The following is a 24,691-nucleotide window of genomic DNA, read 5'->3' as shown; positions in this document are numbered from 1 at the left end:
CGACGTCCTCAGTGGCCTCAGCGACCTCAGCGGTCGAAGTCCAACTCCACCTCCGGGGTGAGCGGGTGCGACTGACAGGCCAGCACGAAGCCCGCCCCGGTCTCCTCGGGTTCCAGCGCGAAGTTGCGGTCCATCCGGACCTCGCCCGAGACGAGGAACGCCCGGCAGGTCCCGCACACCCCTCCCTTGCAGGCGTACGGAGCGTCCGAGCGGCTTCGCAGTACCGTCTCCAGCAGGGATTCGGTGTCCTGCACGGGCCAGCTGCCCGAGCGGCCGTGGAGGGTGGCCGTCAGCACGGCGTCGGACGGGGCGGCGACCTCGGCCACCGTCGCGTCGCGGGGGCCCTCGTCGACGTGGAAGATCTCCTGGTGGACCCGGGAGCGGTCGACGCCGAGGGTTTTCAGGGCCTTCTCCGTGCCCCGTACAAGGCCGAGCGGCCCGCACAGGAACCAGCCGTCCACCTCCGCCACCGGAAGCAGGGCGGGCAGCAGGCCGGTGAGCCGCTCGGCGTCCAGCCGCCCGGAGGGGAGGCCGGCCGACTGCTCCTCCCGGGAGAGCGCGGTGACCAGCTGGAAGCGGTCCGGACAACGGTCCTTGAGGTCGGCCACCTCGTCGAGGAACATCGTCGAGGCCGCCGTGCGGTCGCTGCGGATCAGGCAGAACCGGGCCGTCGGTTCCCGGTCGAGCAGGGTGGCCGCCATGGACAGCACCGGGGTGATGCCACTGCCGCCGACCACCGCCGCGAACAGACCGGGCCGGGGCTTCAGGACGAATCGGCCCATCGGAGGCATGGCTTCGACCCGGTCCCCGACGGCCAGCTCCTTGAGGGCGTACGTGGAGAACGCCCCGCCGTCGACCCTGCGGATGCCCACCCGCAGGACCGGTTCGCCGGGCTGTTCGGTGGCCGGTGCGCAGATCGAGTACGAACGGCGGATCTCCTGGCCGTCCACGGTGTAGCGCACGTTCAGATGCTGGCCGGGGGTGTGGCGGAAGGTCTCGCGCAGCTCGGCCGGCACGGCGAGCGTCACGGCCACCGCGTCGTCCGTGATCCGTTCGACCGCGCTGACCCGGAGCGGATGGAACATCTACAACTCCTTGAAGTGGTCGAACGGTTCACGGCAGGCGACGCAGCGGCGCAGGGCCTTGCACGCCGTGGACGAGAACCGGCTGAGCAGTTCCGTGTCCGTGGAACCGCAGTGCGGGCAGCGCACCGAGAGCGTCAGCGGCACGGGGCCGCCGTCGGCACCCTGGGAGCGCGGCGGGGCGATGCCGAACTCGGCCAGCTTGCGGCGCCCTTCGGCGCTGATGTCGTCCGTCGACCAGGCCGGCGTCAGGACGGTGACCACCGAGACGACCGGTACGCCGTGGTCGTGCAGCACCCGCTCGATGTCGGCGGACATCGCCTCGATCGCCGGGCAGCCGGTGTAGGTCGGAGTGAGCTGTACGGTCACCCGGCCCGGCCCGTCCAGGCGTACGTCCCGCAGGACGCCGAGCTCCGCCAGGGTCAGCACCGGCAGTTCGGGGTCGGGCACGGAGCCGGCGAGGTCGCGCAGCTCCGCCTCCAGCCGGGTGTCGGTCACCATGACGCCCCCGGATGGCTGCGGTGCAGGTGCTGCATCTCGGCGATCATGCGGCCGAACGGTTCGGTGTGCAGGCCCTGCCGACCCGCTCCGGCCGCCCAGCCCCCGGACCGCCGGCCCGCCGGGAGGGTCAGACCGGCCCGCTCGACGACATCGGTGACGGCGGCGAGCCAACCGGCCTCCAGCGCCTGCCAGTCGAGACCGGAGTCCGGGGAGCCGAGCCCCTCGACCGGCTGGAACATCTCCCCGGTGAACCGCCACAGCGCGTCCAGACCGTTCCGCATCCGGTCGTGGCTCTCCTCGGTGCCGTCGCCGAGCCTCAGGACCCACTGCTCGGCGTGGTCGCGGTGGTAGGCCACCTCCTTGACGGCCTTCGCCGCGAGCCCGGTGAACTCGCTGTCCCCGGCCGCCAGCCGCTCGTACAGCAGGTGCTGGTAGACCGAGAAGTAGAGCTGCCGGGCGATGGTGTGCGCGAAGTCCCCGTTCGGCTGCTCGACCAGCTGGAGGTTGCGGAAGGCCCGTTCCTCGCGGAGGTACGCGAGCTCGTCCTCGTCGCCGACGAGCGAGAGCAGCACCCGGGCCTGTCCCAGCAGGTCGAGGGCGATGTTGGCGAGGGCCACCTCCTCCTCCAGGACGGGGGCGTGGCCGGCCCACTCCCCCAGCCGGTGCGAGAGCACCAGCGCGTCGTCGCCGAGGGCGAGGGCGGCGCTCACAGGTGCTTCACCCCGTCCGGGATCTCGTAGAAGGTCGGGTGGCGGTAGGGCTTGTCGCCGGCCGGCTCGAAGAAGGAGTCCTTCTCGTCGGGGGAGGAGGCGGTGATCCCGGTGGACGGGACCACCCAGATGGAGACGCCTTCCGAGCGGCGGGTGTAGAGGTCGCGGGCGTTGCGCAGGGCCATCTCGGCGTCCGGCGCGTGCAAGCTGCCCGCGTGGGTGTGGGACAGTCCGCGGCGCGAGCGCACGAAGACCTCCCACAGGGGCCAGTCGGTCGAGCTGCTCATGCCGTCTCCTCCACGTGGTGCGCGGGCGCGCTGTGCTGTGCCGACGTCCGGGGCGATGACTGCGCCGGGGCGTGCTTGGCGGCGTACGCCGCTGCCGCGTCGCGGACCCAGGCGCCCTCCTCGTGGGCCCTGCGACGCTGGGTGATCCGCTGTTCGTTGCAGGGGCCGTTGCCCTTGAGGACCGCCTGGAACTCGGCCCAGTCGATCGCGCCGAACTCGTGCCGGCCGAGCTCCTCGTTCCACCGGATGTCCGGGTCGGGGAGCTCCAGGCCCAGCGCTTCGGCCTGGGGAACGCAGATGTCCACGAAGCGCCGGCGCAGCTCGTCGTTGGAGTGCCGCTTGATCTTCCAGGCCATGGACTGCTCGGAGTGCGACGAGGCGTCGTCGGGCGGGCCGAACATCATCAAGGAGGGCCACCACCAGCGATTCACCGCGTCCTGGGCCATGGCGTGCTGGGCCTCGGTACCGCGGCTGAGGGCGAGGAGCAGCTCGTACCCCTGGCGCTGGTGGAAGGACTCCTCCTTGCAGATGCGGACCATCGCACGGGCGTAGGGGCCGTAGGAGCAGCGGCAGAGCGGCACCTGGTTGGTGATCGCCGCCCCGTCCACCAGCCACCCGATGGCGCCGACGTCGGCCCACGTCAGCGTGGGGTAGTTGAAGATCGACGAATAGCGCTGGCGGCCCGCGTGGAGCTTGTCGAGCAGCTCCTCGCGGCTGGTGCTCAGGGTCTCGGCGGCGCTGTAGAGATACAGGCCGTGTCCCGCCTCGTCCTGCACCTTGGCCATGAGGATCGCCTTGCGGCGCAGCGAGGGCGCCCGGGTGATCCAGTTGGCCTCGGGCTGCATGCCGATGATCTCCGAGTGGGCGTGCTGCGCCATCTGGCGCACCAGCGTCGCCCGGTAGGCGTCGGGCATCCAGTCGCGCGGCTCGATCCGCTCGTCCGCCGCCACGGCCGCGTCGAAAGCCGCGATGCGGTCCGCGTCCACCGCGTCCTCCGTGCCGAGCGTCTTCTGCGTCGTCTGGTCCGCAGTCACTGCCGCCATCCCGGGCTCCCTACCGACCGATCGTTCGGTTCCTTGGCTTCAATGGTGAGTCGGAGGCCCGTAGGGTGTCAACCCTGTGGATAACTGAGTGGTGATCGACGGTGATCGGGGCGGGATGGATTCGGACCACGACAGGAGCTCTGCGGGCGGGGGGAAGGGCGTCTGGCCGCAGGCGTTGAACCGGCCGGCGGAAGCGCGGGACACCCCCGAAGCCATACCGCCGACCCCCCCGCCGACCTCCCCGGCGCCGGGTCCCTCGGCCACCGGCCGGGGCATGGCCGGGCTCTCCTTTCCCTACCAGGTGGTCGCGGCTCTGGCGCTGTCCCTGATCGGGCTGCTCGCCTGCACACAGGTGGTCATGGTGTTCCTGCACGTCGCCCCGTCCAACACGCTGTCCAAACAGCACGGGAAGACGATCGACCGCTGGATCTACCCGGAGTTCGAGCAGAACTGGAAGCTCTTCGCTCCCAACCCGCTCCAGCAGAACGTCGCCGTCCACGTGCGCGCCGAAGTGGTGGGGGCCGACGGCCGCCGCACGACCAGGTGGATGAACCTGACGCACGAGGACGGCGAACAGATACGTGGCAACTTCTTCCCCAGCCACGTTGATCAGAACGAGCTCCGCCGGGGCTGGGACTTCTACGTCAATTCCCACGACACCGAGAACCGCCCCAACGGTCTGCGCGGGGATCTCTCCGAGCGCTACGTGCGGCGCATCACGATGCTGCGGCTGAGCGAGCGCGACTACGGCGGCACGATCGAGCGCATCCAGCTCCGTTCCGCCACCAGCTCCATCGCCCCGCCCCCGTGGAGCAAAGAGAAAATCAGTACCCGGCCCGTCTACCGGGTACTCCCCTGGTGGACCGTGACGCCGGACGACCTTCCCGAGCATGACGCGGACCGGGACCGGGACCGGGAGCGGGACGAGGCGCGCGGCGTGGAGGCGAGCCAGTGACCGTCCCCTCGCCCGCCGGCCCCCAGAGCGCGGGCCCACAGAACATGGGCGCACAGCCCCCGGCTCCCCGCCCGACCGTGCCCCCTTCCGGCGGTCCCGGCGGTCTCGGCGGGGGCCCTGCCCGTGCCCTCCAGCGCGTCACCGCCTCGGCCCTCGGTCCGTACCAGAGCGCCGTCGTCCGGATCGGCTTCGCCGCCACCTACCTCTTCTTCCTGCTGCGCGAGCTGCCGAACCGCCATGAGCTGTACGGCCCGGACAGCCCGTGGCACTGGGACCTGGCCCGCCGGCTCACCAACGGCAACGAGGCCTTCTCCGTCCTGATGTGGACGGACAGCACGGCCTGGTTCGAGGCCGTGTACGCCCTCACGCTGCTGTCCGCGGCGGCGCTGCTGCTCGGGTGGCGGACCCGGACCATGTCCGTCCTCTTCATGGTCGGCGTGCTCTCCGTGCAGAACCGCAGCATCTTCATGGGCGACGGCGGCGACAACGTCGTCCACCTCGTGGCGATCTACCTGGTGCTGACGCGCTGCGCCCAGGTCTGGTCGCTGGACGCGCGGCGCGCGGCGCGCGCCGCGCAACGTGCCGCGGCGGGCCTGCCGGCCCCGCGGGACATCGTGGGCCCGGTGCTCTGGGTGCTCCTCGGCCCCGTCCTCGTGACGGCCACGCTGATGGGAGGACTCGGCGGCACCTGGTGGCTGCCGACTCTGCTGTGGACGGTCTGGCTCTCCGCCGCCGCTTGGTGGGCCGTGAACCGCTATCTGCCGCACGGCGAGCTCCGCACCCTGCTCGATGTGCTGGCCAACCTCGCGCACAACGCCACGCTCGCCGTGATCATGGCCGAGGTCTGCCTGATCTACGCGACCGCAGGCTGGTACAAGATCCAGGGATCGCGCTGGCAGGACGGCACCGCGCTCTACTACCCGCTCAACCTCGACTACTTCACCCCGTGGCCCGCCCTGTCGGACATCCTGGGCGCCAGCGGGCTGATGGTGATGGTGCTGACGTACGGCACGGTCATCGTGCAGGTCGCCTTTCCGTTCACGCTGTTCAACCGGCGCGTCAAGAACATCCTGCTGGTGGTGATGATCTGCGAGCACGCGGGGATCGCCCTGCTCCTGGGGCTGCCGTTCTTCTCCATGGCGATGATCGCGGCCGACGCCGTGTTCCTGCCGACGGCCTTCCTCATGTGGCTGGGAGCCCGCGCCACGATCGGCAGGCGGCGGCTGCTCTCCGGGCTGCCCGGCCGGTCGCGCACACCGGGGGAGCCCGGGGCGTCCGGCATCGCGTACGGCCCCGCCGGCCCCCCGGAGGCCGGGCCGGCGAAGGACGGCGGGGGCGGCACGGAGGAGTCCCGGCGTCAGGGCGGCGGCGGGGGCCATACGCTCGTCGGGTGAGCAGTGAGACCGGCAGAACCCAGCAGACCCCGCCAGCGGCGGAACCCCGCCCGGCGGAAGACTCCCCGGCGGGGCCTCTTCAGGAGGAGCTCCTCCAGTACGACGACGGCTACGGCCAGCAGGTCGGTGTCGGGCCGCACCCGCTGCCCTGGCCCGCGGGCGAGCGCTACGACCCCGAGCTGCTGGCCCAGGGCGACCGCCGCAACGTCGGTGACGCGTACCGCTACTGGACGCGGGAGGCGATCGTCGCCGATCTCGATCTTCGGCGGCACGACTTCCACGTCGCCGTGGAGAACTGGGGCCACGACTTCAACATCGGCTCGGTGGTGCGGACCGCCAACGCCTTCCTGGCCAAGGAGATCCACATCGTGGGCCGGCGGCGCTGGAACCGGCGCGGGGCCATGGTCACCGACCGCTACCAGCATGTGCGCCACCATCCCGACACGGCGGACCTGACCGCGTGGGCGGCGGCCGAAGAGCTGCCGATCATCGGGATCGACAACCTCCCCGGCGCCGTACCGCTGGAGCGCACCGTGCTGCCGCGCCGCTGCGTCCTGCTCTTCGGCCAGGAGGGGCCGGGCCTGACCGAGGAAGCGCGTGAGCACGCCTCCATGGTGTGCTCGATCGCGCAGTTCGGCTCGACCCGGTCCATCAACGCCGGTGCCGCCGCCGCCATCGCGATGCACGCGTGGGTGCAGCGCCACGCCGACGTCCCGGACCCTCGCCTCTGACGCCTGCCGGAGACGTGTCTAGGCCTGGCGGCGCACCTCCACCACGCGGAAGCGGTTGGCGACGAAGGCTCCGTCACAGAGCGCCGCGTTCGCGGCGGGGTTGCCACCGGAGCCGTGGAAGTCGGAGAAGGCCGCGGTCTGGTTGACGTAGACCCCGCCGGTCAGGTTCAGGGAGAGCTGGGCGGACTCGTCCAGGCAGACGTCCTCGACGGCGCGCTCCACCTCGGGGGACGTGGTGTAGGCGCCGACCGTCATCGCCCCCTTGTCGCGGATCGTCCGGCGGAGCAGGTCCAGGGCGGCGGACGTCGACTCGACGGCGACGGCGAAGGACACCGGCCCGAAGCACTCCGAGAGGTAGGCCGCGCCGTCGTCGGTCTTGGTGCCGTCGAGCTTCACGATGACCGGCGTGCGGACGACCGCGTCGGGGAATTCGGCGTTCGCGACCGTACGCGAGGGAAGGGCCACCTCGCCCAGCTCACCGGCCGCCTCCACCCGGGCCCTGACGTCCGGGTTGACCAGGGCGCCGAGCAGGGCGGACGCGCGGGCGTCGTCGCCGAGCAGTCCGGTGACGGCGGCCGCGATGTCGGCGACCACGTCGTCGTAGGACTTGGCGCCGTCGTCGGTGGCGATGCCGTCCCGGGGAATCAGCAGGTTCTGCGGGGTGGTGCACATCTGGCCGCTGTACAGCGAGAGCGAGAACGCCAGGTTGGCGAGCATGCCCCGGTAGTCGTCGGTGGAGTCGACGACGATCGTGTTGACGCCGGCCTTCTCCGTGTAGACCTGGGCCTGGCGGGCGTTCTCCTCCAGCCAGTCGCCGAAGGCGGTGGAGCCGGTGTAGTCGATGATCCGGATCTCGGGGCGGACCGCGAGGGTCTTGGCGATGCCCTCGCCGGGCCGCTCGGCGGCCAGCGCGACCAGATTCGGGTCGAAGCCCGCCTCGCTCAGCACCTCGCGGGCGATGGACACCGTGAGCGCCAGCGGAAGCACGGCACGCGGGTGCGGCTTGACCAGCACCGGGTTGCCCGTGGCGAGGGAGGCGAAGAGTCCGGGATAGCCGTTCCACGTGGGGAACGTGTTGCAGCCGATGAGCAGCGCGATGCCGCGGCCGGACGTGATGAACGACTTGTGCAGCTTCAGCGGATCGCGCTTGCCCTGCGGCTTGGACCAGTCGGCGGTCTCCGGGGTGCGGACCTGCTCCCGGTAGGCGTACGCCACGGCCTCCAGGCCACGGTCCTGGGCATGCGGGCCGCCCGCCTGGAACGCCATCATGAACGCCTGGCCGCTCGTGTGCATCACGGCGTGGCCCAGCTCGTGGGTGCGGGCGCTGATCCGCGAAAGGATCTCCAGACAGACCAGGGCCCGGATCTCCGGTCCCGCCGCGCGCCAGGCGCCCGTGCCGGCCTTCATGGCCGGAAGCAGGACGTCCAGGTCGGCGTGCGGATACTCGACGCCGAGCTCCGGCCCGTACGGCGAGACCTCGCCGCCGGTCCAGCCGTCGGTGCCGGGCTGCCCCAGGTCGAGACGGGTGTTCAGGACGGCGTCGAAGGCGGTCTTGCCCTCGGCCGCGCCGAGACTGCCCGGGGCCCCGCCCTCCCCGTAGGCCTTCGGGTGCTCGGGGTGCGGTGACCAGTACGCGCGGGTACTGATCGCGTCGAGGGTCTGGTCGAGCGTGGGCCGGTGGGTCTCGGACAGCTGTTGGGGGGTGAGCACGGCGGCCATGGCGGACCAACTCCTCATCGAGCCGGGCGGGGACGTACGGACGGAGTCAGCGTAACCGAACGATCGGTCGGGACAAGGGGCCCTGGGGAACCTGTGGACAACTACGACGGTCCCCGCCTGTGCGGGACTGATCCCTCATGGGGGAGGATCGCGGACATGACCACGGCCAAGCGGGACACGTACACACCGGAGACCCTGCTCACCGTCGCCGTCAGGGTCTTCAACGAGCGCGGCTACGACGGCACCTCCATGGAGCACCTCTCCCGGGCGGCGGGCATCTCGAAATCCTCCATCTACCACCATGTGGCGGGAAAGGAGGAGCTGCTGCGCCGGGCCGTGAGCCGGGCGCTCGACGGGCTCTTCGCCATCCTCGACGAGCCGGGGGCGCAGCGCGGGCGCGCGGTCGAACGGGTCGAGTACGTCACGCGTCGGACGGTCGACCTGCTGATGGCCGAGGTCCCCTACGTCACCCTGCTGCTCCGCGTGCGCGGCAACACGAAGACGGAGCGCTGGGCGCTGGAACGGCGCCGCGAGTTCGACCAGCGGGTGTCCGAGCTGCTCCAGGCGGCTGTCACCGAGGGCGACCTCCGGGCGGACGTGGACATACGGCTGGCGACCCGGCTGCTGTTCGGCATGGTCAACTCGCTGGTCGAGTGGTACCGGCCGCAGCCGGGCGGTTTCCCGGGGGAGGAGCAGCTCGCGGACACCATCGTCCAGCTGGCCTTCGAGGGGCTGCGGGCGAACGGCCGCTGAGCCTGCCCGTCGCGCTCAGGAGAGCTCGGCCGGCCGGTCCGGGCGCGGTCCGAGGTCCGTCTCCTCGAACACCAGCAGGGTGCGCGTCGAGAGCACCTCGGGGATGGACTGGATCCGGGTGAGGACCAGCTCCCGCAGCGCCCGGTTGTCCGGCGTGTGCACCAGGAGCAGTACGTCGAAGTCGCCGCTGACCAGGGCGATGTGCGTGGCCCCCGGCAGCGCCTGGAGCTGCTCGCGCACGGTGCGCCAGGAGTTCTGCACGATCTTGAGCGTGATGTACGCGGACGCCCCCTGGCCCGCCCGCTCGTGGTCGACCCGGGCGCCGAAGCCGCGGATGACGCCGTCCTCGACGAGCCGGTTGATCCGGGCGTAGGCGTTGGCGCGCGATACGTGGACCCGTTCGGCCACGGAACGTATCGACGCGCGCCCGTCCGTCTGGAGGATGCGCAGGATGTCGCGATCGACGGCGTCCAGCGGCCGCGCGGGCGGGACCGGGGGCTCCGCCACCGGGCCGACGGGTGCGACCGACGGTACGGCCGCGGGCGCGGCCGACGGGACGACCGCGGGCGCGGTCTGCGGTACGGCCGCCGGTGCGGTCGGCGGCGTGCCGACAGGCGAGGCAGGGCGCGGCTCCTCGCCCCTGTCGGCCATTTGTTCAGCTGCCATCTGCCCGCGCCTCCCTGTCGTGGACGACCTGTCCCTATCCCAGGCTGTGGAGAACCGTTTGTCCACAGGCTGACGGCGCCTGTAGCCAAAATGCCCCCGCGACCGAACAATCGGTAGGTGAGGCACACCACATCCGTGCCCCGCCCACCCCTCGACGTCTCGCTCCCTGTCGACCCCTGATCGACCACCCCCGATCTCCCTCGATGCCAGGAGGTGCTTCTCATGACGGTCCAAGAGCTGCCCGGCGCGGCCGCCTACCGGCCCACGCCGCCCCCGGCCTGGAAGCCGATCACCGACCCCGCCCCGCTGCTCCCGGACCCGGAGCCCTACCGGGTGCTCGGTACGGACGCGGTCGCCGACATCGACCCCGAGCTGTTGCTCCGCCTCCACGCCGAGCTGGTCCGGGGGCGCCGCTACAACGCCCAGGCCACCGCGCTGACGAAGCAGGGCCGGCTGGCGGTCTACCCGTCGAGCACCGGCCAGGAGGCGTGCGAGATCGCCGCCGCCCTGGTCCTGGAGGAGCGCGACTGGCTCTTCCCCAGCTACCGCGACACGCTGGCCGCTGTCGCGCGCGGCCTGGACCCGGTCGAGGCGCTGACCCTGCTGCGGGGCGACCGGCACACCGGTTACGACCCGCGCGAGCACCGCATCGCCCCGCTGTGCACCCCCCTGGCCACCCAGCTCCCGCACGCCGTGGGGCTGGCGCACGCCGCCCGGCTCAAGGGCGACGACGTGGTGGCGCTCGCCATGGTCGGCGACGGCGGCACGAGCGAGGGCGACTTCCACGAGGCGCTGAATTTCGCGGCCGTCTGGAAGGCCCCGGTCGTCTTCTTCGTCCAGAACAACGGCTTCGCGATCTCGGTGCCGCTGGCCAAGCAGACCGCCGCCCCCTCCCTCGCCCACAAGGCCGTCGGATACGGGATGCCGGGCCGTCTCGTCGACGGCAACGACGCCGCAGCCGTGCACCAGGTGCTGAGCGAGGCGGTGGCACGGGCCCGGCGAGGCGAGGGCCCGACCCTGGTCGAGGCGGTCACCTACCGCATGGAAGCCCACACCAACGCCGACGACGCCACCCGCTACCGCGTCGACAGCGAGGTCGAGGCATGGAAGGCGCACGACCCGGTGCGGCTGCTGGAGCGTGAGCTGACGGAGCGCGGGCTGCTGGACGACGCGGGCATCGCGCAGGCGAAGGAGGCCGCGGAGCGCATGGCCGCCGCCCTGCGCGACCGGATGAACGCGGATCCGGAGCTGGCCCCGATGGACCTGTTCACCCATGTCTACGCCGAGCAGACCAGCCAGCTCCGGGAGCAGGCGGCCGCCCTGCGTGCCGAGCTGGACGCCGAGCAGGACCACGACGAGCACGACGCGGAGGCGGGACGATGACGACCGCGGCAGTGACGGCCGACGGACGCCGGACGAAGGCGAAACCGGCCACGATGGCGCAGGCCCTCGGGCGCGCGCTCCGCGACTCGATGGCCGAGGACCCCACCGTGCATGTGCTCGGTGAGGACGTGGGCACGCTCGGCGGGGTCTTCCGGATCACCGACGGGCTGGCGAAGGAGTTCGGCGACGACCGCTGCACCGACACCCCGCTGGCCGAGGCGGGCATCCTCGGCGCGGCCGTCGGCATGGCGATGTACGGGCTGCGGCCCGTGGTGGAGATGCAGTTCGACGCGTTCGCCTACCCGGCGTTCGAGCAGCTGATGAGCCATGTCGCCAAGATGCGCAACCGCACCGGCGGGGCCATGCCGCTGCCCATCACCGTGCGGGTTCCGTACGGCGGCGGGATCGGCGGGGTCGAGCACCACAGCGACTCCTCCGAGGCGTACTACATGGCCACGCCCGGCCTGCACGTCGTCACACCGGCCACGGTCGACGACGCGTACGGGCTGCTCAGGGAGTCGATCGCCTCGGACGACCCGGTGGTTTTCCTGGAGCCCAAGCGGCTCTACTGGTCCAAGGCCGACTGGTCGCCCGAGGCCCCCGCCGCGGTCGAACCGATCGGCAAGGCCGCGGTGCGCCGTCCCGGGCGCAGCGCCACGCTGATCACGTACGGGCCCTCCCTGCCGGTCTGCATGGAGGCCGCCGAGGCGGCGGTCGCCGAGGGCTGGGACCTCGAGGTGGTGGACCTGCGCTCGTTGGTGCCGTTCGACGACGAGACGGTGGCCGCGTCGGTGCGGCGCACCGGGCGCGCGGTCGTCGTCCACGAGTCCCCCGGTTTCGGCGGGCCCGGCGGTGAGATCGCGGCCCGGATCACCGAGCGGTGCTTCCACCATCTGGAGGCTCCGGTGCTGCGGGTGGCCGGGTTCGACATCCCCTACCCGCCGCCCATGCTGGAGCGGCACCATCTGCCGGGAGTGGACCGGGTGCTCGACGCGGTGGCCCGGTTGCAGTGGGAGGCGGACAGCTGATGGCCAGGGTGCTCGAATTCAAGCTGCCGGACCTCGGTGAGGGTCTGACCGAGGCGGAGATCGTCCGCTGGCTGGTGGAGGTCGGCGACGTCGTCGCCATCGACCAGCCCGTCGTCGAGGTCGAGACGGCCAAGGCCATGGTGGAGGTGCCTTGCCCCTACGGGGGCGTGGTGACCGCGCGGTTCGGTGAGGAGGGCACGGAACTCCCCGTCGGCGCACCGCTGCTGACGGTCGCCGTCGGAGCGCCGGAGGGGCTGGATCTCTCCGGGGCGTCCCCGTCGTCCGCCACCGCCTCCACCGCCTCCACCGCCTCCACTGCCTCCGCCACGGAGTCCTCGGGCGGCTCGGGGAACGTGCTCGTGGGGTACGGGACGGGCGCACCCGCCGCGAGGCGTCGGCGCATCCGGCCGGACCGATCCGACCGGACGGTCGTCCGGACCCCGGTGTCCGACGCCCCGAGGTCCGACGCGCTCGCGCTCGCCCCGGCGAAGTCCGCCACGGCGCCCGCGACCGCTGCCACCGCCACGGCTCCCGCGGCTGCCGCTGTCGCCGTGGTGAACGGGCCGGGGCCCGTACCGGTGGTCTCTCCGCTGGTACGCCGGCTGGCCCGGCAGCACGACATCGATCTGCGGCGGCTGGCGGGTTCGGGCCCCGACGGTCTGATCCTGCGCGCCGATGTCGACGGCGCGATCCGGCAGGCGGAGGAGGCCGCGGCCTCGGCACGTACGGCCCAGGCGCCGGCCCAGGCACCGGCCGACGCGCCTGCGGCTTCCGCTCCCCCGGCTGCTCCGGCCGCTGAACGGATCCCGCTGCGCGGGGTGCGCGGAGCGGTCGCTGACAAGCTGTCGCGGAGTCGGACCGAGATCCCGGACGCCACCTGCTGGGTCGACGCCGACGCCACCGGGCTGATGGCGGTCAGGGCCGCGATGAACGCCGCCACGGGCCCGTCCGCCGGGCCGAAGGTGTCGGTCCTGGCCCTGCTGGCGAGGATCTGCACGGCGGCGCTGGCCCGGTTCCCCGAGCTCAACTCCACCGTGGACACGGAGGCCCGGGAGATCGTCCGGCTGCCCGGCCTCCACCTCGGGTTCGCGGCCCAGACCCAGCGGGGCCTCGTCGTTCCGGTCGTCCGGGACGCGCACACCCGTAACGTCGAGTCGATCGGGGCCGAGATCGCCCGGCTGACCGAGCTGGCGCGGACCGGGAAGCTGAGCCCGGCCCAGCTGACCGGAGGCACGTTCACGCTGAACAACTACGGGGTGTTCGGGGTCGACGGTTCGACGCCGATCATCAACCACCCGGAAGCGGCGATGCTCGGCGTCGGCCGGATCATGCCCAAGCCGTGGGTGCACGAGGGCGAACTGGCCGTACGTCAGGTCGTCCAGCTGTCCCTCACCTTCGACCACCGGGTGTGCGACGGCGGAACCGCAGGCGGCTTCCTCCGGTATGTGGCGGACTGCGTGGAGCAGCCGGCGGTGCTGTTGCGCACCCTGTAGCCGACCGGACGGTGCCCCGCCGGACGCGCCCTTCCGGGACCGGGCCTTCCGGCCACCCCGGCGGGGGCGTCGCTCCGGGCCCCCGCCCATACTCGACGTATGACCGCCTATGACGTGATCGTCCTTGCCGGCGGGGCCGCGAAGCGGCTCGGCGGCGTCGACAAGCCAGGAGTCCGGGTGGGCGGCCGGGCGCTGCTCGACCGAGTGCTCGCGGCCTGCGCCGGTGCGGCACTCACCGTCGTGGTGGGCGGTCGTCGCGCCACCGCCAGACCGGTCGTCTGGACCCGGGAAGCACCCGAGGGCGGCGGCCCGTTGGCGGCGCTGGGGGCGGGGCTGCGGCTGACGACGGCGGAGCGCGTGCTCGTCCTCTCCGCGGACCTTCCGTTCCTCGGCGCGGGGACGGTCGAGGCGCTGCTCGCCGCGGCCGGACAGCCCGGCCGGGAAGGGGCCCTGTGCACCGACCCCGGCGGGCGTGACCAGCCGCTGGTGGCCGCCTACCGCGCCGAGCCGCTCCGCCGGGAGCTGGCCCTGCTCGCCACCGAGTACGGGGGCCTCGCCGGGCTGCCGCTCCGGCTCCTGACGGCGGAGCTCGATCTCGCCCGGGTCGACGCGGGCCCCGACGCCGCGTTCGACTGCGACACCTGGGACGACATCGCGGCCGCCAGAGCCCGGATCAGGGAGCATGGGGCCGTGCTGGACGAATGGATCACCTCGGTCAAGAACGAACTGGGAATCGAACTCGACGTCGACACCGGTGTCCTGCTCGACCTCGCCCGTGACGCCGCGCACGGAGTGGCCCGCCCCGCCGCACCGCTCACGACCTTCCTGGTCGGGTACGCGGCGGCCAGGGCGAGCGCGGGCGCGGGTCCCGACGAGGCCGCGGCAGCGGTCACGGAGGCCGCTCGCAAGGCCACCGCTCTGGCGCTGCGCTGGGAAGCGGAGACGAACCCGGGGACGAACGCGGAGACGAAGCCCGACGCGGGGCGCGAAGGGACCGGGACCCCATGACCGGCCCCGACCCGGTCGGGCCCGGTCGCTCCCGCCCTGACCCGGACGGCCTCGCCCATGCGGAGGCGGAGCGGGCCGTCGAGCAGGCGCTCGCCCTGGTCGGCGGGGGGCGATCCGGCCCGGGCCGGGAACCCGACCGCCGCGAGGACGCTTCCGCCGGCGGCCCGTGCGGTGACGCGCACGAAGCCCCCTCCGGCGGCCCGTGCGGTGACGCGCACGAAGCCCCCTCCGGCGGCCCCCACTCCACCCTGAACAGCGCTCACCGCGCCGTCCCCGGCGGCCCCACCCCGACCGGCGCCCCGCCTCCGCCCCCGCCTCTCTCCTGGGACCGGGCGCGGGCGGTCGCGGCGCGGGCCGGGCGGGCGGCTCCGCTCGCGAGGATCCGGTTGCCGCTCGACCGAGCGCTCGGGCATGTGCTGGCCGAGCCGCTCGGCGCGCTCACCGATCTGCCGTCCTTCGACACCTCGGCCATGGACGGCTGGGCGGTCGCCGGGCCGGGGCCCTGGGTGTTCGGGACCGGGGCGGGGCTCCTCGCCGGACGCGGCCCCGGCACCGCGTTGCCCGACGGCACCGCCGTACGGATCGCCACCGGCGCCCGCGTCCCGCCCGACACCACGGCGGTCATCCGTAGCGAGCACGCGCACGCCGACGAGGCCAAGGGGCTGCTGCACGCCCGGCGGCCGGTGGTCGCCGGGCAGGACATCAGATCTCGGGGTCAGGAGTGCCGCTCGGGCGAGCAGCTCGTCCCGGCCGGGACGGTCGTCACCCCGGCCGTGCTCGGGCTCGCCGCGGCCGCCGGATACGACGCGCTGCCCGCCGTGCCTCGTCCACGCGTCGACATCCTCGTCCTCGGCGACGAACTGCTCGCCTCCGGCCTGCCGCACGACGGGCTCATCCGGGACGCCCTCGGCCCCATGCTCGGCCCCTGGCTTCGGGCCCTGGGAGCCGAGGTCTCCGGGCCCCGCCGCCTCGGCGACGAGGCGGAAGCGCTGCGCGATGCCCTCACCGCTTCCGACGCCGACCTGATCGTCACCACCGGCGGCACCGCCTCCGGCCCGGTCGACCATGTGCATCCGGTCCTCGACTCCCTCGGGGCCGAACTCCTGGTGGACGGGGTCGCGGTCCGCCCCGGCCACCCCATGCTGCTGGCACGGCTGCCGACTTCAGCACATCCGAAGCGACAGCCGCAGCGACAGCCGGAGCGACAGCCACAGGGACAGCCGGAGGGACAGCCGGAGGGGGAGCCGAACGGACAGTCGCAGGGGCCGCCGAACGGGCCCTATCTGGTCGGGCTGCCCGGCAATCCGCTAGCGGCCGTATCAGGCCTGCTGACGCTCGTGGAGCCGCTGCTCGCGGGGATCGCGGGCCGCCCCGCCCAGGACGCGTACCGGGCTCTCGTCCATGCCGATGTGCACGGGCATCCGCACGACACCCGCCTCGTCCCCGTGGTCCACCGCGCGGGCCGGGCGGGTGGCCGGGACCATGTCGCGCCGCTGCGTTACAACGGGCCCGCGATGCTGCGGGGGATCGCCGCGGCGGACGGGCTGGCCGTGGTGGTGCCGGGCGGGGTACGGTCCGGCACCGAGGTGGAGATTCTTGATCTCCCATGGGCCCCGGCGACGCCGTGGACGGAAGGGTGTTTCACGTGAAACTTCCCGGCCACGATGCGATGGCCAGGCGAGCCGAAGAAGTGGTCGTGCCGACCCGGGTGATGCTGCCCCGCCGGGTCGTCGACGGCCCGGCCCGCCAGGTCGGCAAGCGCCTGCTGATGGCGCTGCTCGTACTGACCGCGACCGTGCTGATCGTCTGGCTCGACCGCGGTGGCTACAACGACAACGCGGACGGCAAGGTCGATCTGCTCGACGCGATCTACTACGCGACGGTCACCCTCTCCACCACCGGGTACGGCGACATCACGCCGTTCAGCGACGGCGCCAGGCTGATCAACGTCGTGCTCGTGACACCGCTGCGCGTGCTCTTCCTGATCATCCTGGTCGGTACCACTCTCGAAGTCCTCACGGAACGGACCCGCGAGGACTTCCGGCTGAAGCGTTGGAGATCCAACTTGCGTGACCACACCGTCGTCGTCGGCTTCGGTACGAAGGGCCGCTCGGCGATCCTGACTCTCTGCGCCACCGGCCTGCGGAAGGACCAGATCGTCGTCGTCGATCCGGCCTCCAAGGTGATCGAGGCCGCCAACGCCGAGGGATTCACCGGCGTGCTCGGCGACGCCACCCGCAGCGACGTCCTGCTGCGCGCCGAGCTCCAGAAGGCCCGGCAGATCATCATCGCCACCCAGCGCGACGACACCGCCGTCCTGGTAGCCCTGACCGCGCGTCAGCTCAACCGCGGGGCGAAGATCGTGGCGGCGGTGCGCGAGGAGGAGAACGCTCCCCTGCTGCGGCAGTCCGGCGCCGACGCCGTCATCACCAGCGCCAGCGCCGCCGGGCGGCTGCTCGGCCTCTCCGTCCTCAGCCCCAGCGCGGGCACCGTGATGGAGGACCTGATCCAGCAGGGCAGTGGCCTCGATCTGGTGGAACGTCCGGTCATAAAGGCCGAGGTGGGCAAGAACGTACGGGAGACGGACGACCTCGTCGTCAGCGTTCTGCGCGGGCACCGGCTGCTCGGCTACGACGACCCTGCGGCCAGCCCGTTGCAGCTGACGGACCGGGTCATCACCATCGTGCGAAAAAGCCCCAGCTCCGTCTCCGCGCAGAACAACTCGATGCCGCCGCGCCCCTGAACGCACGCCGTGCCGGAGTAGCCTCGCGGCCATGCATGCGATCACGATTCCCGAACCCGGCGGCCCCGAGGCGCTCGTGTGGGCCGAGGTGCCCGATCCCGTACCCGGCGACGGCGAGGTCCTCGTCGAGGTCGTCGCCTCCGCCGTGAACCGTGCGGACGTACTCCAGCGGCAGGGCTTCTACAACCCGCCGCCCGGTGCGTCCCCCTACCCCGGGCTGGAGTGCGCGGGCCGGATCCTCGCGCTCGGCCCCGGGGTGACCGGCTGGGCCGTCGGCGACGCCGTGTGCGCGCTGCTGGCGGGCGGCGGCTACGCGGAGAAGGTCGCCGTGCCGGCGGGCCAGCTCCTCCCCGTACCGGAGGGCGTCGACCTGGTGGAGGCCGCGGCGCTCCCCGAGGTCACCGCGACGGTGTGGTCCAACGTCTTCATGGTGGCCCACCTCCGCCCCGGCGAGACCTTCCTGGTGCACGGCGGTTCCAGCGGCATCGGCACGATGGCGATCCAGCTGGCGAAGGCGGTGGGGGCCCGGGTCGCGGTCACGGCGGGCAGCCCGGAGAAGCTCGCCCGGTGCGCCGAGCTGGGGGCGGACATCCTCATCAACTACCGCGAGCAGGACTTTGTCGAGGAGCTGCGGGAGAACACCGCCGGGGCGGGGGCCGACGTCATCCTGGACCTCATCGGCGCCAAGTACCTGGACCGGAACGTCACGGCGCTCGCCGTCAACGGCCGCCTCGCGATCATCGGGCTCCAGGGCGGGGCCAAGGGCGAGCTGAATCTCGGCGCCCTGCTGACCAAGCGGGCCGCCGTCACCGCGACCTCCCTGCGGGGCCGCCCGCTCCACGAGAAGGCCGCCATCGTCGCCGCCGTACGCGAGCACGTGTGGCCGCTGATCGCCGACGGGGTGGTCCGGCCGGTGGTGGACCGGGCGCTGCCGATGGCGGACGCGGCCGAGGCGCACCGGGTGCTGGAGTCCAGCGCGCACATCGGGAAGGTGCTCCTGGTCGCGCCGTCGGTCGGCGCCTGACCCGTGGACGACGCGCGAGCGACGACCTGACCCGTCGACGGATACCCGACTCCGCGAACGGGCCGCACACTACGAGGGGCCCGGCGCACACCGTGACGTGCGCCGGGCCCCTCGTGGTCGGTCCCCGGACTTCGGGAGGCGGATACGGGGTTTACAGATACGGGCCCGAACGGATCGGGCCGTGCGGGTCCGCGCCGCCTTCCTCGTCCTCGTGTCCCGAGCCGGGCGGCAGGGCCCGGCGCATCTGCTCCAGCTGGGCGCGGGCCGCCATCTGCTGCGCGAACAGCGCCGTCTGGATGCCGTGGAACAGGCCCTCGAGCCAGCCCACGAGCTGTGCCTGGGCGATCCGCAGCTCGGCCTCGGAGGGCACCGACTCCTCGGTGAACGGCAGGGAGAGCCGCTCCAGCTCCTCGACCAGCTCGGGTGCCAGGCCGTCCTCCAGCTCCTTCACGGAGCTGGCGTGGATCTCCTTGAGCCTGACCCGGCTCGCCTCGTCGAGAGGGGCCGCCCTGACCTCCTCCAGGAGCTGCTTGATCATGCTGCCGATGCGCATGACCTTCGCGGGCTGTTCCACCATTTCCGTCACCGGGACCTCGCGCGACTCGTCGTCACTGGCACCGCCGCCGATAGCCATTCCGTCCTGGCCCACGACAAGGACCTGCGGGTGCTCCTGCGACCGGTCATTCCTCGGCATTTCCATGCCGCCATTGTCTCGTACGCGTGCCGTACCCCACGTTGGTGCCCCCGAAAACGGAAGATCCACCGTCTTCGGGGGCACCAAAAGCCTTCCGGCGGCACCGAAAGCCTTCCGGCAGCACCGGCAGCACCGGCAGCACCGGCAGCACCGGCGGCACAGCCGGCACCGGCAGCGCCACCAGCACCGGAGCCGCCGCTCAGCCCGCGCGCCGGGCCAGGGGCAGCCGGGAGCTGGTGAGGCCGGCGGCCAGCAGTCCGGCGAGTACCGGGACGACCAGGGCCAGCAGCCCGACGGTCTCCCACGGCATCACGATCGGCGTGTAGGCCGACTCCATCGGATCCTTCCGCATGTCCGCCAGCGCCGCGCGCAGGTCGGTCAGCCGTAGCGCGACCGCGGGCACGAGCCCCGCCGCCGTTCCCAGAAGCACCCCGGTCAGGGCGACGACCAGGCACTGGAAGCCGGACAGCGAACGCCGTACCCCCGGGGGCGCGCCCACCGCGCTGAGCGTGGTGAGGTCGGCCTCCGCGTCGGCCTTGGACAAGCCGGTCGTGATGGCCGCCGCGCCCAGGGTCACCACTCCGGCGAAGAGGGCGAGGAGCAGCAGGACCGTGTCGGTGTCGTCGTGCCTGCGGAACGCCTCGTTCGACGTCATCAGGTACGCGCGGTTGCCGGCCTGGTCGAGCGCGGCGTGGGTCGCCTGGCTCTCGGCGTCCGTGGCATCGCGGTCGAGCGTGTAGAAACTGCCGTGCTCCTCGACGTGCAGACCGAGCCGTTGGGCGGTCTTCTCCGGCATGACCATCCGGATGCCCGGCGTCGCCGCGTAGCGGTCCGGTGCGACGTAGACCTTCAGCCGGTCGTTGGTGACGCGGGTCTTGCCAGGGTGCAGGGCCCGGTTCTTCTTGTCGCGGTCGTTGTAGGCGTGGGTGGCCTTCAGGGAGACCTCGCCGTTCTTCGCGTACGCCGAGTTCAGCAGGACGGGGATGCCTTCGGCCAGGGACTTCGCCGCCGCCGGGTCCTCCAGCTTCACGTACGAGTCGAGCACGTCCGCGCCCCCGACGACGATCTTGTCGCTGCCGGTGCCGAACGCGACCATCGTGTAGTGCTCGTCCATGCAGGCCGGGGAGTTCATCAGCCGCTTGTGCTCGTCGGCCGAGATCCGCAGGGCGAGCTCCTTGGCGCCCTTGCCCTTCAGCGGGCAGGAGTGGTCCTTGCCGCTGGGCTTGACGAGTTCGAGGGTGCCGCAGCCGTTCTCCTCGTCGTAATAGACCATGCAGTCGCTGCCGGCCCAGACCCGGCTGATGTCGGCGCGTGCGCCGCTGACCGGGAAACTCTGCTCGACGGCGGCCCGGGAGCGGGGCAGGTCGGCGCTGTCGCCGGTGTCGGCGGCCATCAGCGCGACGGTGCCCGGGGTCAGATTGGGCTCGTAGTCGTACGCCTGCTCGGCGGCGTTGCTGCTGGTGTACGTGGCGATGGCCACGCTGCCCGCGACGGCCGCCATCACGGCGGCGACGGCGGGCGCGGTACGGCCCCGGTTGCGGGCCGCGTCGCGCAGGGCGATGCGGGGTGTCAGCGGGAGCCGTCGGCCGAGCCGGCCGAGGAAGCCGACGATCACCGGGATGCAGCCGAGGACGCCCAGTTCGGCGAGGACGGATCCCCCGGCGACGAGCGCGGTGTCACCGGCCACCCCGCCGTAGACCGCGACGGCGACGCCGGTCGTGAGCGCGACGACACCGACGACGGGCAGGACGCGGGAGCTGCGGCGGGTACCGCGTCGGCCGGTGAGCGACTCCAGGACGGACTGGCGGCCCGCGACGATCGCCGGGGCGAGCGCGGCGAGGACGCCGGTGACCAGACCGAGCAGGGCGATGCCGAGGATCTCCCAGGGACGCACGGTCAGTTCGCCGAAGCGGCTGCCCGTGTAGTCCTCGATCATCGGGCGGAACAGGGCGGTCAGGCCGAATCCGGCGCCGACGCCGGCCAGCGCGCCGACCGCCCCGAGCACCGCGCCTCCGGCGAGCACCACGGCCCGGACCTGGCCCCGGCTGCCGCCGCACGAGCCGACCAGGCCGAGTTGACGCCGTGAACGACGGGCGCCCACGGCGAACGCGGGGCCGGCCAGCAGCACGATCTCCAGGACCGCCATGGCGGCCACCGTGAGGACCGCCGCGGTCAGCTCCGTGTCCGTGTCGTACGCGTTGGTCGTCGCCGCCATCGGGACCTCGGAGTCCGGCGGTGGGTTCAGGACGACCTGGCGGGACTTGACCACCACGCCCTTCTCGTTGGCGGCGAGGACGTCCTGCCAGGTCACACCTGCTCCGGCCGGTCCCTGGACCAGCCATTTCGGGTCGCTCGCCTGGGGCGGCAGGATGTTCTTGTCTCGATCTGCCGTCTTCTGCCACGGGGCGATGACCGAGCCGGGGACCGCGTACAGGGAGTCCGCCCGCAGGTCGGCGGGGAGTTCGACCGCTCCGGTGAGGGTGTAGGTCCGGTCGGGGCCGCGCACGGTGACGCGGTCGCCGATGGACAGGCCGGACGCCTCGATGAACTTGTCGGTCGCCGCGATCTCGTTCTCGGCCCGTGGGTAGGCGCCGTCGGTCAGCTCGATCCGGCCGCGCAGCATCGGGTCGGCGATGGACAGTTCGGTGATCCGGGTGTCCGCGATGCCGTGCCGGGTGGTCACCGACGCGGGAACGCTCCGCTCGGTGAGGTGCCGCGACCCCTCGGGGAAGGTGGCGGGCACGTCGACGGGCTTCGCCTGCTCCTCGGGAGTCGGGTCCGGGGCGCCCTCGGGTGGGTTCCAGTTGACGCCGTCGGGCATCTGCTGGAGCTTCACCGGCCCCATGCTCGTGGCGGAGAACCGGGCGTCGGCCGCCCCCAGCTCACCGGTCAGCTCCTCGGCCCTGGTGGGCAGCGCGCTGCGGTAGGTGAGGTCGGCGGCGGTCACGCCGAGGACCGGCAGGGCGATCATCGCGACGACCAGGGCGCTGCGGCCCTTGGCCCGTACGGCGTCGCGCCGGGCTATGCGGAAGGCGGCGCGCCAGCCGGGGAGCGGGTTCACGTGGCGGCCTCGGCGGTTCCGGCGGAGAGCAGGGAGTCGGCCCCCGTGGTCAGCGTCTGGTCGACGATCGAGCCGTCCCGGAGGAACACGACCCGGTCGGCCCAGGCCGCGTACCGGGGCTCATGGGTCACCATGACACCGGCCGCGCCCTGGTCGCAGCGGGTGCGCAGCAGGGCGAGGACGGCCTCGCCGGTCTCGGAGTCGAGCGCTCCGGTCGGCTCGTCGGCGAGTACGAGGCGCCGGTCGCCGACGAGGGCGCGGGCGATGGCGACGCGTTGCTGCTGGCCGCCGGACATCTCGTCGGGGAAGCGGTCGGCGATCTCCTCCAGCTTCAGCTCGGCCAGCGCGGCGAGGGCCTCCTTACGGGCCTTGCGCACGGAGACGCCGTCGAGTTCGCGGGGCAGCGCGATGTTCTCGGCGGCGGTCAGGGCGGGGATGAGGTTGTAGTCCTGGAAGACGTAACCGACGCTGCGGCGGCGCAGGGCGGCCATCCCCTTGGGGCCGAGGGCGGCGATGTCCTGGCCCTCGATGACCACCTGGCCGCTGGTGGCGGTGTCGAGCCCGCCGGCCAGGGTCAGCAGGGTGGACTTGCCGGAGCCGGAGGGGCCCATCACGGCGACCAGTTCGCCCGGGTGCACGGCGAGCTGGATCCCGCGCAGGGCGTGCACCTCGGCGACGCCGGAGCCATGGGTACGGGTCAGCGCCCGCAGTTCGAGTACGGGGCTGCCGCCGGGCGTCCCGGAGGACGGCGGGGGCGGGGGTGTGGCGGACGGAGGCATGGCGGGTGGTTCCCCCCTGGGAACGGATGGGGTCAGGTGTGGGCGGCGGTGGGGCCGGGATGTGGACGGCGGTGAGGCCGGGGTGTGGACGGCGTGAGGCCGGGAAGCGGGCGGTGGTGGTGGTGCCCGGGATGGGGGCGGCGGTGCCGGGACCGCCGCCGTACCGCGGGAGTCGGCGTCAGCGCCCGGACCGGGTCCGGCCGGCCAGCGAGCGGGCCGGACCACGTGTGGCCGCGGGGCCGGACCCGGCGGAGGGCTCGGTCGCGGCGGCCTCGGCGAGGCGGACGAGCCGGGACTCGCAGTGGTCGAGCCAGCGGGCCTCGGCCTCCGCCTGGAAGATCAGCTGCTCCACGACGAGGAGCCAGGCGACCTCGTCCCGGTTGGCCGGGACGTCGGCCAGGGCCTGGGCCTTGAGGCGGGTGTAGTCCTGCATCGCCTTGAGCGTGTGGTGGCGCTGGGACTGGATGACGTCCCGGATGTCGACGCCGGGCGCGCCCACGGCCATGGCGAGCTTGATGGCCAGTTCGTCGCGGGGCGGGCTGGTGCGGTCCACGGGCGTCTCGAACCAGGTGCGCAGCTCCGAGCGGCCGTCGTCGGTGATCGCGTAGAGGTCGTGCCCGGCGTCGTCCGAGCCCTCCTGGACGATCATGCCGTCGCGTTCCAGCCGGCTGAGCGTCGTGTAGACCTGCCCGACGTTCAGGGGCCAGGTGGAGCCGGTGCGTGACTCGAACTCGGTGCGGAGCTGGGACCCGTAACGAGGGCCCCGCTCCAGCAGGGCCAGGAGGCCGTGGCGAATGGACATACTGAGTATGTATACCGAGTATGTTCGTCCTGGCAAGTCTCGTCGGCGCGGTCCGGGAGAGCGCGACCAGGGGTCGCGACGCTCAGTTCACCCGGCGCATACGGAAGGCGAGGAAGCCGAGCCCCAGCCCGACCAGCGCGATGCCCGTCCCCAGCGAGGCCTGCTGTACCCGGCGTACGGACGCGGCGTCCAGAGCCTGTCCCGACCGGGGCCCCGGATCGGTGAAGGCGCTGGGCGGCGGGGTGGAAGCGGGCAGGTCGACCGGGTCGACGAGGTCCGCATCGGGCTCGTTCTCAGGCACCGGCTCCTCGGCCCGCGCCAGCTCCGGCGGCGACAGCGAACGCCCCGGACGCGCCTTGCCGGCCCCGGCCTCGCGCCCGGCGAGCGGGGCGGTCGACCCGGATACGGCGGGGGAAGCGGAAGGGGAGGAGGAGGTGGAGTCCGGCGAGTCGGACCCGGGCCCGTCGGGGGCCTGCGCCCCGAGCACGGTCGCTGCCGGTGAGGACGGGGCAGGGCCGGTCCCCGGCGCTCCGGAGACCGGGACGCCGGACGACGGGGGCAGGGCGGAGGGAAGCGCCGAGGGGGACGCGGAGCCCGGCGGTACGGGCGGCCGTGGCGCGGCCGGGCGGGCAGGGTCCGCGGACGGGGTGGCGGGGCTCGACGTCCCCGGGGCGGGGGTCGTGGCGGTGCGGGGCGGGCCCTCGGGCGCCGGTGAACCGTGGGCGGAGCCGCCCAGCGGCCCCAACGCCGCTCCGGCCGCCGCCATCAGGCAGACCGCACACCTCGACGACCATGCGGCCGGAAGTCCTGGAGCCATGAGATCAGCGTCACACGG

Annotated in this window: 23 protein-coding genes; 11 read left to right on the top strand and 12 right to left on the bottom strand. The window is 72.8% G+C overall.

Features of this window, described 5'->3' with window-relative positions; genetic code table 11:
* Window positions 1-26 precede the first annotated feature (26 nt).
* The 5 genes from ACH4RG_RS00490 to paaA are packed head-to-tail and all read right to left on the bottom strand — an operon-like array spanning window position 27 to window position 3,623.
* The gene (locus tag ACH4RG_RS00490; RefSeq protein ID WP_397918878.1) at window positions 27-1,085 is read right to left on the bottom strand and encodes a 2Fe-2S iron-sulfur cluster-binding protein; all 1,059 of its coding nucleotides are present in this window, start codon (window positions 1,083-1,085) and stop codon (window positions 27-29) included.
* On the bottom strand, window positions 1,086-1,583 hold the full coding sequence (paaD, locus tag ACH4RG_RS00485; RefSeq protein WP_397918880.1) for a 1,2-phenylacetyl-CoA epoxidase subunit PaaD: 498 nt from the start codon (window positions 1,581-1,583) through the stop codon (window positions 1,086-1,088).
* Window positions 1,577-2,293, bottom strand: a complete 717-nt coding sequence (gene paaC / locus ACH4RG_RS00480; RefSeq protein WP_397929426.1) for a 1,2-phenylacetyl-CoA epoxidase subunit PaaC — start codon at window positions 2,291-2,293, stop codon at window positions 1,577-1,579. Before paaC ends, paaD begins: the two co-directional genes overlap by 7 nt.
* Window positions 2,290-2,580 (bottom strand): 1,2-phenylacetyl-CoA epoxidase subunit PaaB, encoded by a 291-nt coding sequence (gene paaB / locus ACH4RG_RS00475; protein WP_007447213.1) that lies wholly within the window; start codon window positions 2,578-2,580, stop codon window positions 2,290-2,292. Before paaB ends, paaC begins: the two co-directional genes overlap by 4 nt.
* Window positions 2,577-3,623, bottom strand: coding sequence for a 1,2-phenylacetyl-CoA epoxidase subunit PaaA (gene paaA, locus ACH4RG_RS00470; protein WP_398538874.1), 1,047 nt, complete (start codon window positions 3,621-3,623; stop codon window positions 2,577-2,579). The genes paaB and paaA overlap by 4 nt, the downstream gene beginning before the upstream one ends.
* 115 nt (window positions 3,624-3,738) lie before the next feature.
* Between paaA and ACH4RG_RS00465 the strand changes: the two genes are divergently transcribed.
* The 3 genes from ACH4RG_RS00465 to ACH4RG_RS00455 are packed head-to-tail and all read left to right on the top strand — an operon-like array spanning window position 3,739 to window position 6,703.
* Entirely contained in the window at window positions 3,739-4,578 is an 840-nt protein-coding gene (locus ACH4RG_RS00465) for a DUF5819 family protein (RefSeq protein WP_398538873.1), read from the top strand.
* Window positions 4,575-5,972 (top strand): HTTM domain-containing protein, encoded by a 1,398-nt coding sequence (locus ACH4RG_RS00460; protein ID WP_398538872.1) that lies wholly within the window; start codon window positions 4,575-4,577, stop codon window positions 5,970-5,972. The genes ACH4RG_RS00465 and ACH4RG_RS00460 overlap by 4 nt, the downstream gene beginning before the upstream one ends.
* On the top strand, window positions 5,969-6,703 hold the full coding sequence (locus tag ACH4RG_RS00455; RefSeq protein WP_398538871.1) for a TrmH family RNA methyltransferase: 735 nt from the start codon (window positions 5,969-5,971) through the stop codon (window positions 6,701-6,703). The genes ACH4RG_RS00460 and ACH4RG_RS00455 overlap by 4 nt, the downstream gene beginning before the upstream one ends.
* Before the next feature lie 18 nt (window positions 6,704-6,721).
* On the opposite strand, the gene paaN is transcribed toward ACH4RG_RS00455, so the two are convergent.
* Window positions 6,722-8,422, bottom strand: coding sequence for a phenylacetic acid degradation protein PaaN (gene paaN, locus ACH4RG_RS00450; RefSeq protein WP_398538870.1), 1,701 nt, complete (start codon window positions 8,420-8,422; stop codon window positions 6,722-6,724).
* 156 nt (window positions 8,423-8,578) lie between these two features.
* Between paaN and ACH4RG_RS00445 the strand changes: the two genes are divergently transcribed.
* A complete protein-coding gene (locus tag ACH4RG_RS00445) occupies window positions 8,579-9,175 on the top strand; it encodes a TetR family transcriptional regulator (protein WP_018957271.1) in 597 nt (198 codons plus the stop codon).
* Between the two features lie 15 nt (window positions 9,176-9,190).
* Here the strand turns inward: ACH4RG_RS00445 and ACH4RG_RS00440 are convergent, their stop codons facing one another.
* Entirely contained in the window at window positions 9,191-9,841 is a 651-nt protein-coding gene (locus ACH4RG_RS00440) for an Lrp/AsnC family transcriptional regulator (RefSeq protein WP_397918895.1), read from the bottom strand.
* Between the two features lie 222 nt (window positions 9,842-10,063).
* On the opposite strand from ACH4RG_RS00440, the gene pdhA reads away from it, so the two are divergent.
* The 7 genes from pdhA (at window position 10,064) to ACH4RG_RS00405 (ending at window position 18,520) form a co-directional block, all read left to right on the top strand.
* The gene (pdhA, locus tag ACH4RG_RS00435) at window positions 10,064-11,224 is read left to right on the top strand and encodes a pyruvate dehydrogenase (acetyl-transferring) E1 component subunit alpha (protein ID WP_397918897.1); all 1,161 of its coding nucleotides are present in this window, start codon (window positions 10,064-10,066) and stop codon (window positions 11,222-11,224) included.
* Window positions 11,221-12,252, top strand: a complete 1,032-nt coding sequence (locus tag ACH4RG_RS00430; protein ID WP_398538869.1) for an alpha-ketoacid dehydrogenase subunit beta — start codon at window positions 11,221-11,223, stop codon at window positions 12,250-12,252. The genes pdhA and ACH4RG_RS00430 overlap by 4 nt, the downstream gene beginning before the upstream one ends.
* Window positions 12,252-13,745 (top strand): dihydrolipoamide acetyltransferase family protein, encoded by a 1,494-nt coding sequence (locus tag ACH4RG_RS00425; protein WP_398538868.1) that lies wholly within the window; start codon window positions 12,252-12,254, stop codon window positions 13,743-13,745. The genes ACH4RG_RS00430 and ACH4RG_RS00425 overlap by 1 nt, the downstream gene beginning before the upstream one ends.
* Before the next feature lie 99 nt (window positions 13,746-13,844).
* Window positions 13,845-14,753, top strand: a complete 909-nt coding sequence (locus ACH4RG_RS00420) for an NTP transferase domain-containing protein (RefSeq protein WP_397918903.1) — start codon at window positions 13,845-13,847, stop codon at window positions 14,751-14,753.
* On the top strand, window positions 14,750-16,402 hold the full coding sequence (locus ACH4RG_RS00415) for a molybdopterin molybdotransferase MoeA (protein ID WP_398538867.1): 1,653 nt from the start codon (window positions 14,750-14,752) through the stop codon (window positions 16,400-16,402). The genes ACH4RG_RS00420 and ACH4RG_RS00415 overlap by 4 nt, the downstream gene beginning before the upstream one ends.
* Window positions 16,360-17,496 carry a potassium channel family protein gene (locus ACH4RG_RS00410; protein ID WP_397918907.1) on the top strand — a complete coding sequence of 379 codons (1,137 nt, stop codon included), beginning with the start codon at window positions 16,360-16,362 and terminating at the stop codon, window positions 17,494-17,496. Before ACH4RG_RS00415 ends, ACH4RG_RS00410 begins: the two co-directional genes overlap by 43 nt.
* Before the next feature lie 31 nt (window positions 17,497-17,527).
* Complete coding sequence (locus ACH4RG_RS00405; RefSeq protein ID WP_397918909.1) at window positions 17,528-18,520, top strand: NAD(P)H-quinone oxidoreductase; 993 nt, start codon at window positions 17,528-17,530, stop codon at window positions 18,518-18,520.
* A gap of 151 nt (window positions 18,521-18,671) precedes the next feature.
* Here the strand turns inward: ACH4RG_RS00405 and ACH4RG_RS00400 are convergent, their stop codons facing one another.
* From ACH4RG_RS00400 to ACH4RG_RS00380, 5 genes are all read right to left on the bottom strand, one after another.
* Window positions 18,672-19,220 carry a bacterial proteasome activator family protein gene (locus ACH4RG_RS00400; protein ID WP_073799940.1) on the bottom strand — a complete coding sequence of 183 codons (549 nt, stop codon included), beginning with the start codon at window positions 19,218-19,220 and terminating at the stop codon, window positions 18,672-18,674.
* A gap of 193 nt (window positions 19,221-19,413) precedes the next feature.
* Window positions 19,414-22,275, bottom strand: coding sequence for an FtsX-like permease family protein (locus tag ACH4RG_RS00395; RefSeq protein WP_398538866.1), 2,862 nt, complete (start codon window positions 22,273-22,275; stop codon window positions 19,414-19,416).
* Window positions 22,272-23,054, bottom strand: a complete 783-nt coding sequence (locus ACH4RG_RS00390; RefSeq protein ID WP_397918913.1) for an ABC transporter ATP-binding protein — start codon at window positions 23,052-23,054, stop codon at window positions 22,272-22,274. The genes ACH4RG_RS00395 and ACH4RG_RS00390 overlap by 4 nt, the downstream gene beginning before the upstream one ends.
* Window positions 23,055-23,232: 178 nt before the next feature.
* Window positions 23,233-23,856, bottom strand: a complete 624-nt coding sequence (locus tag ACH4RG_RS00385) for a PadR family transcriptional regulator (RefSeq protein ID WP_397918915.1) — start codon at window positions 23,854-23,856, stop codon at window positions 23,233-23,235.
* Window positions 23,857-23,938: 82 nt separating this feature from the next.
* A complete protein-coding gene (locus ACH4RG_RS00380; RefSeq protein WP_397918917.1) occupies window positions 23,939-24,673 on the bottom strand; it encodes a hypothetical protein in 735 nt (244 codons plus the stop codon).
* Between the last annotated feature and the right edge of the window lie 18 nt (window positions 24,674-24,691).

Origin of the sequence: Streptomyces sp. NPDC021019 (genome assembly GCF_044333295.1) — a bacterium.
Classification (GTDB): Bacteria; Actinomycetota; Actinomycetes; order Streptomycetales; family Streptomycetaceae; genus Streptomyces.
The sequence above is the reverse complement of the archived record's forward strand: the minus strand, read 5'-3'. Positions and strand labels throughout refer to the sequence as shown.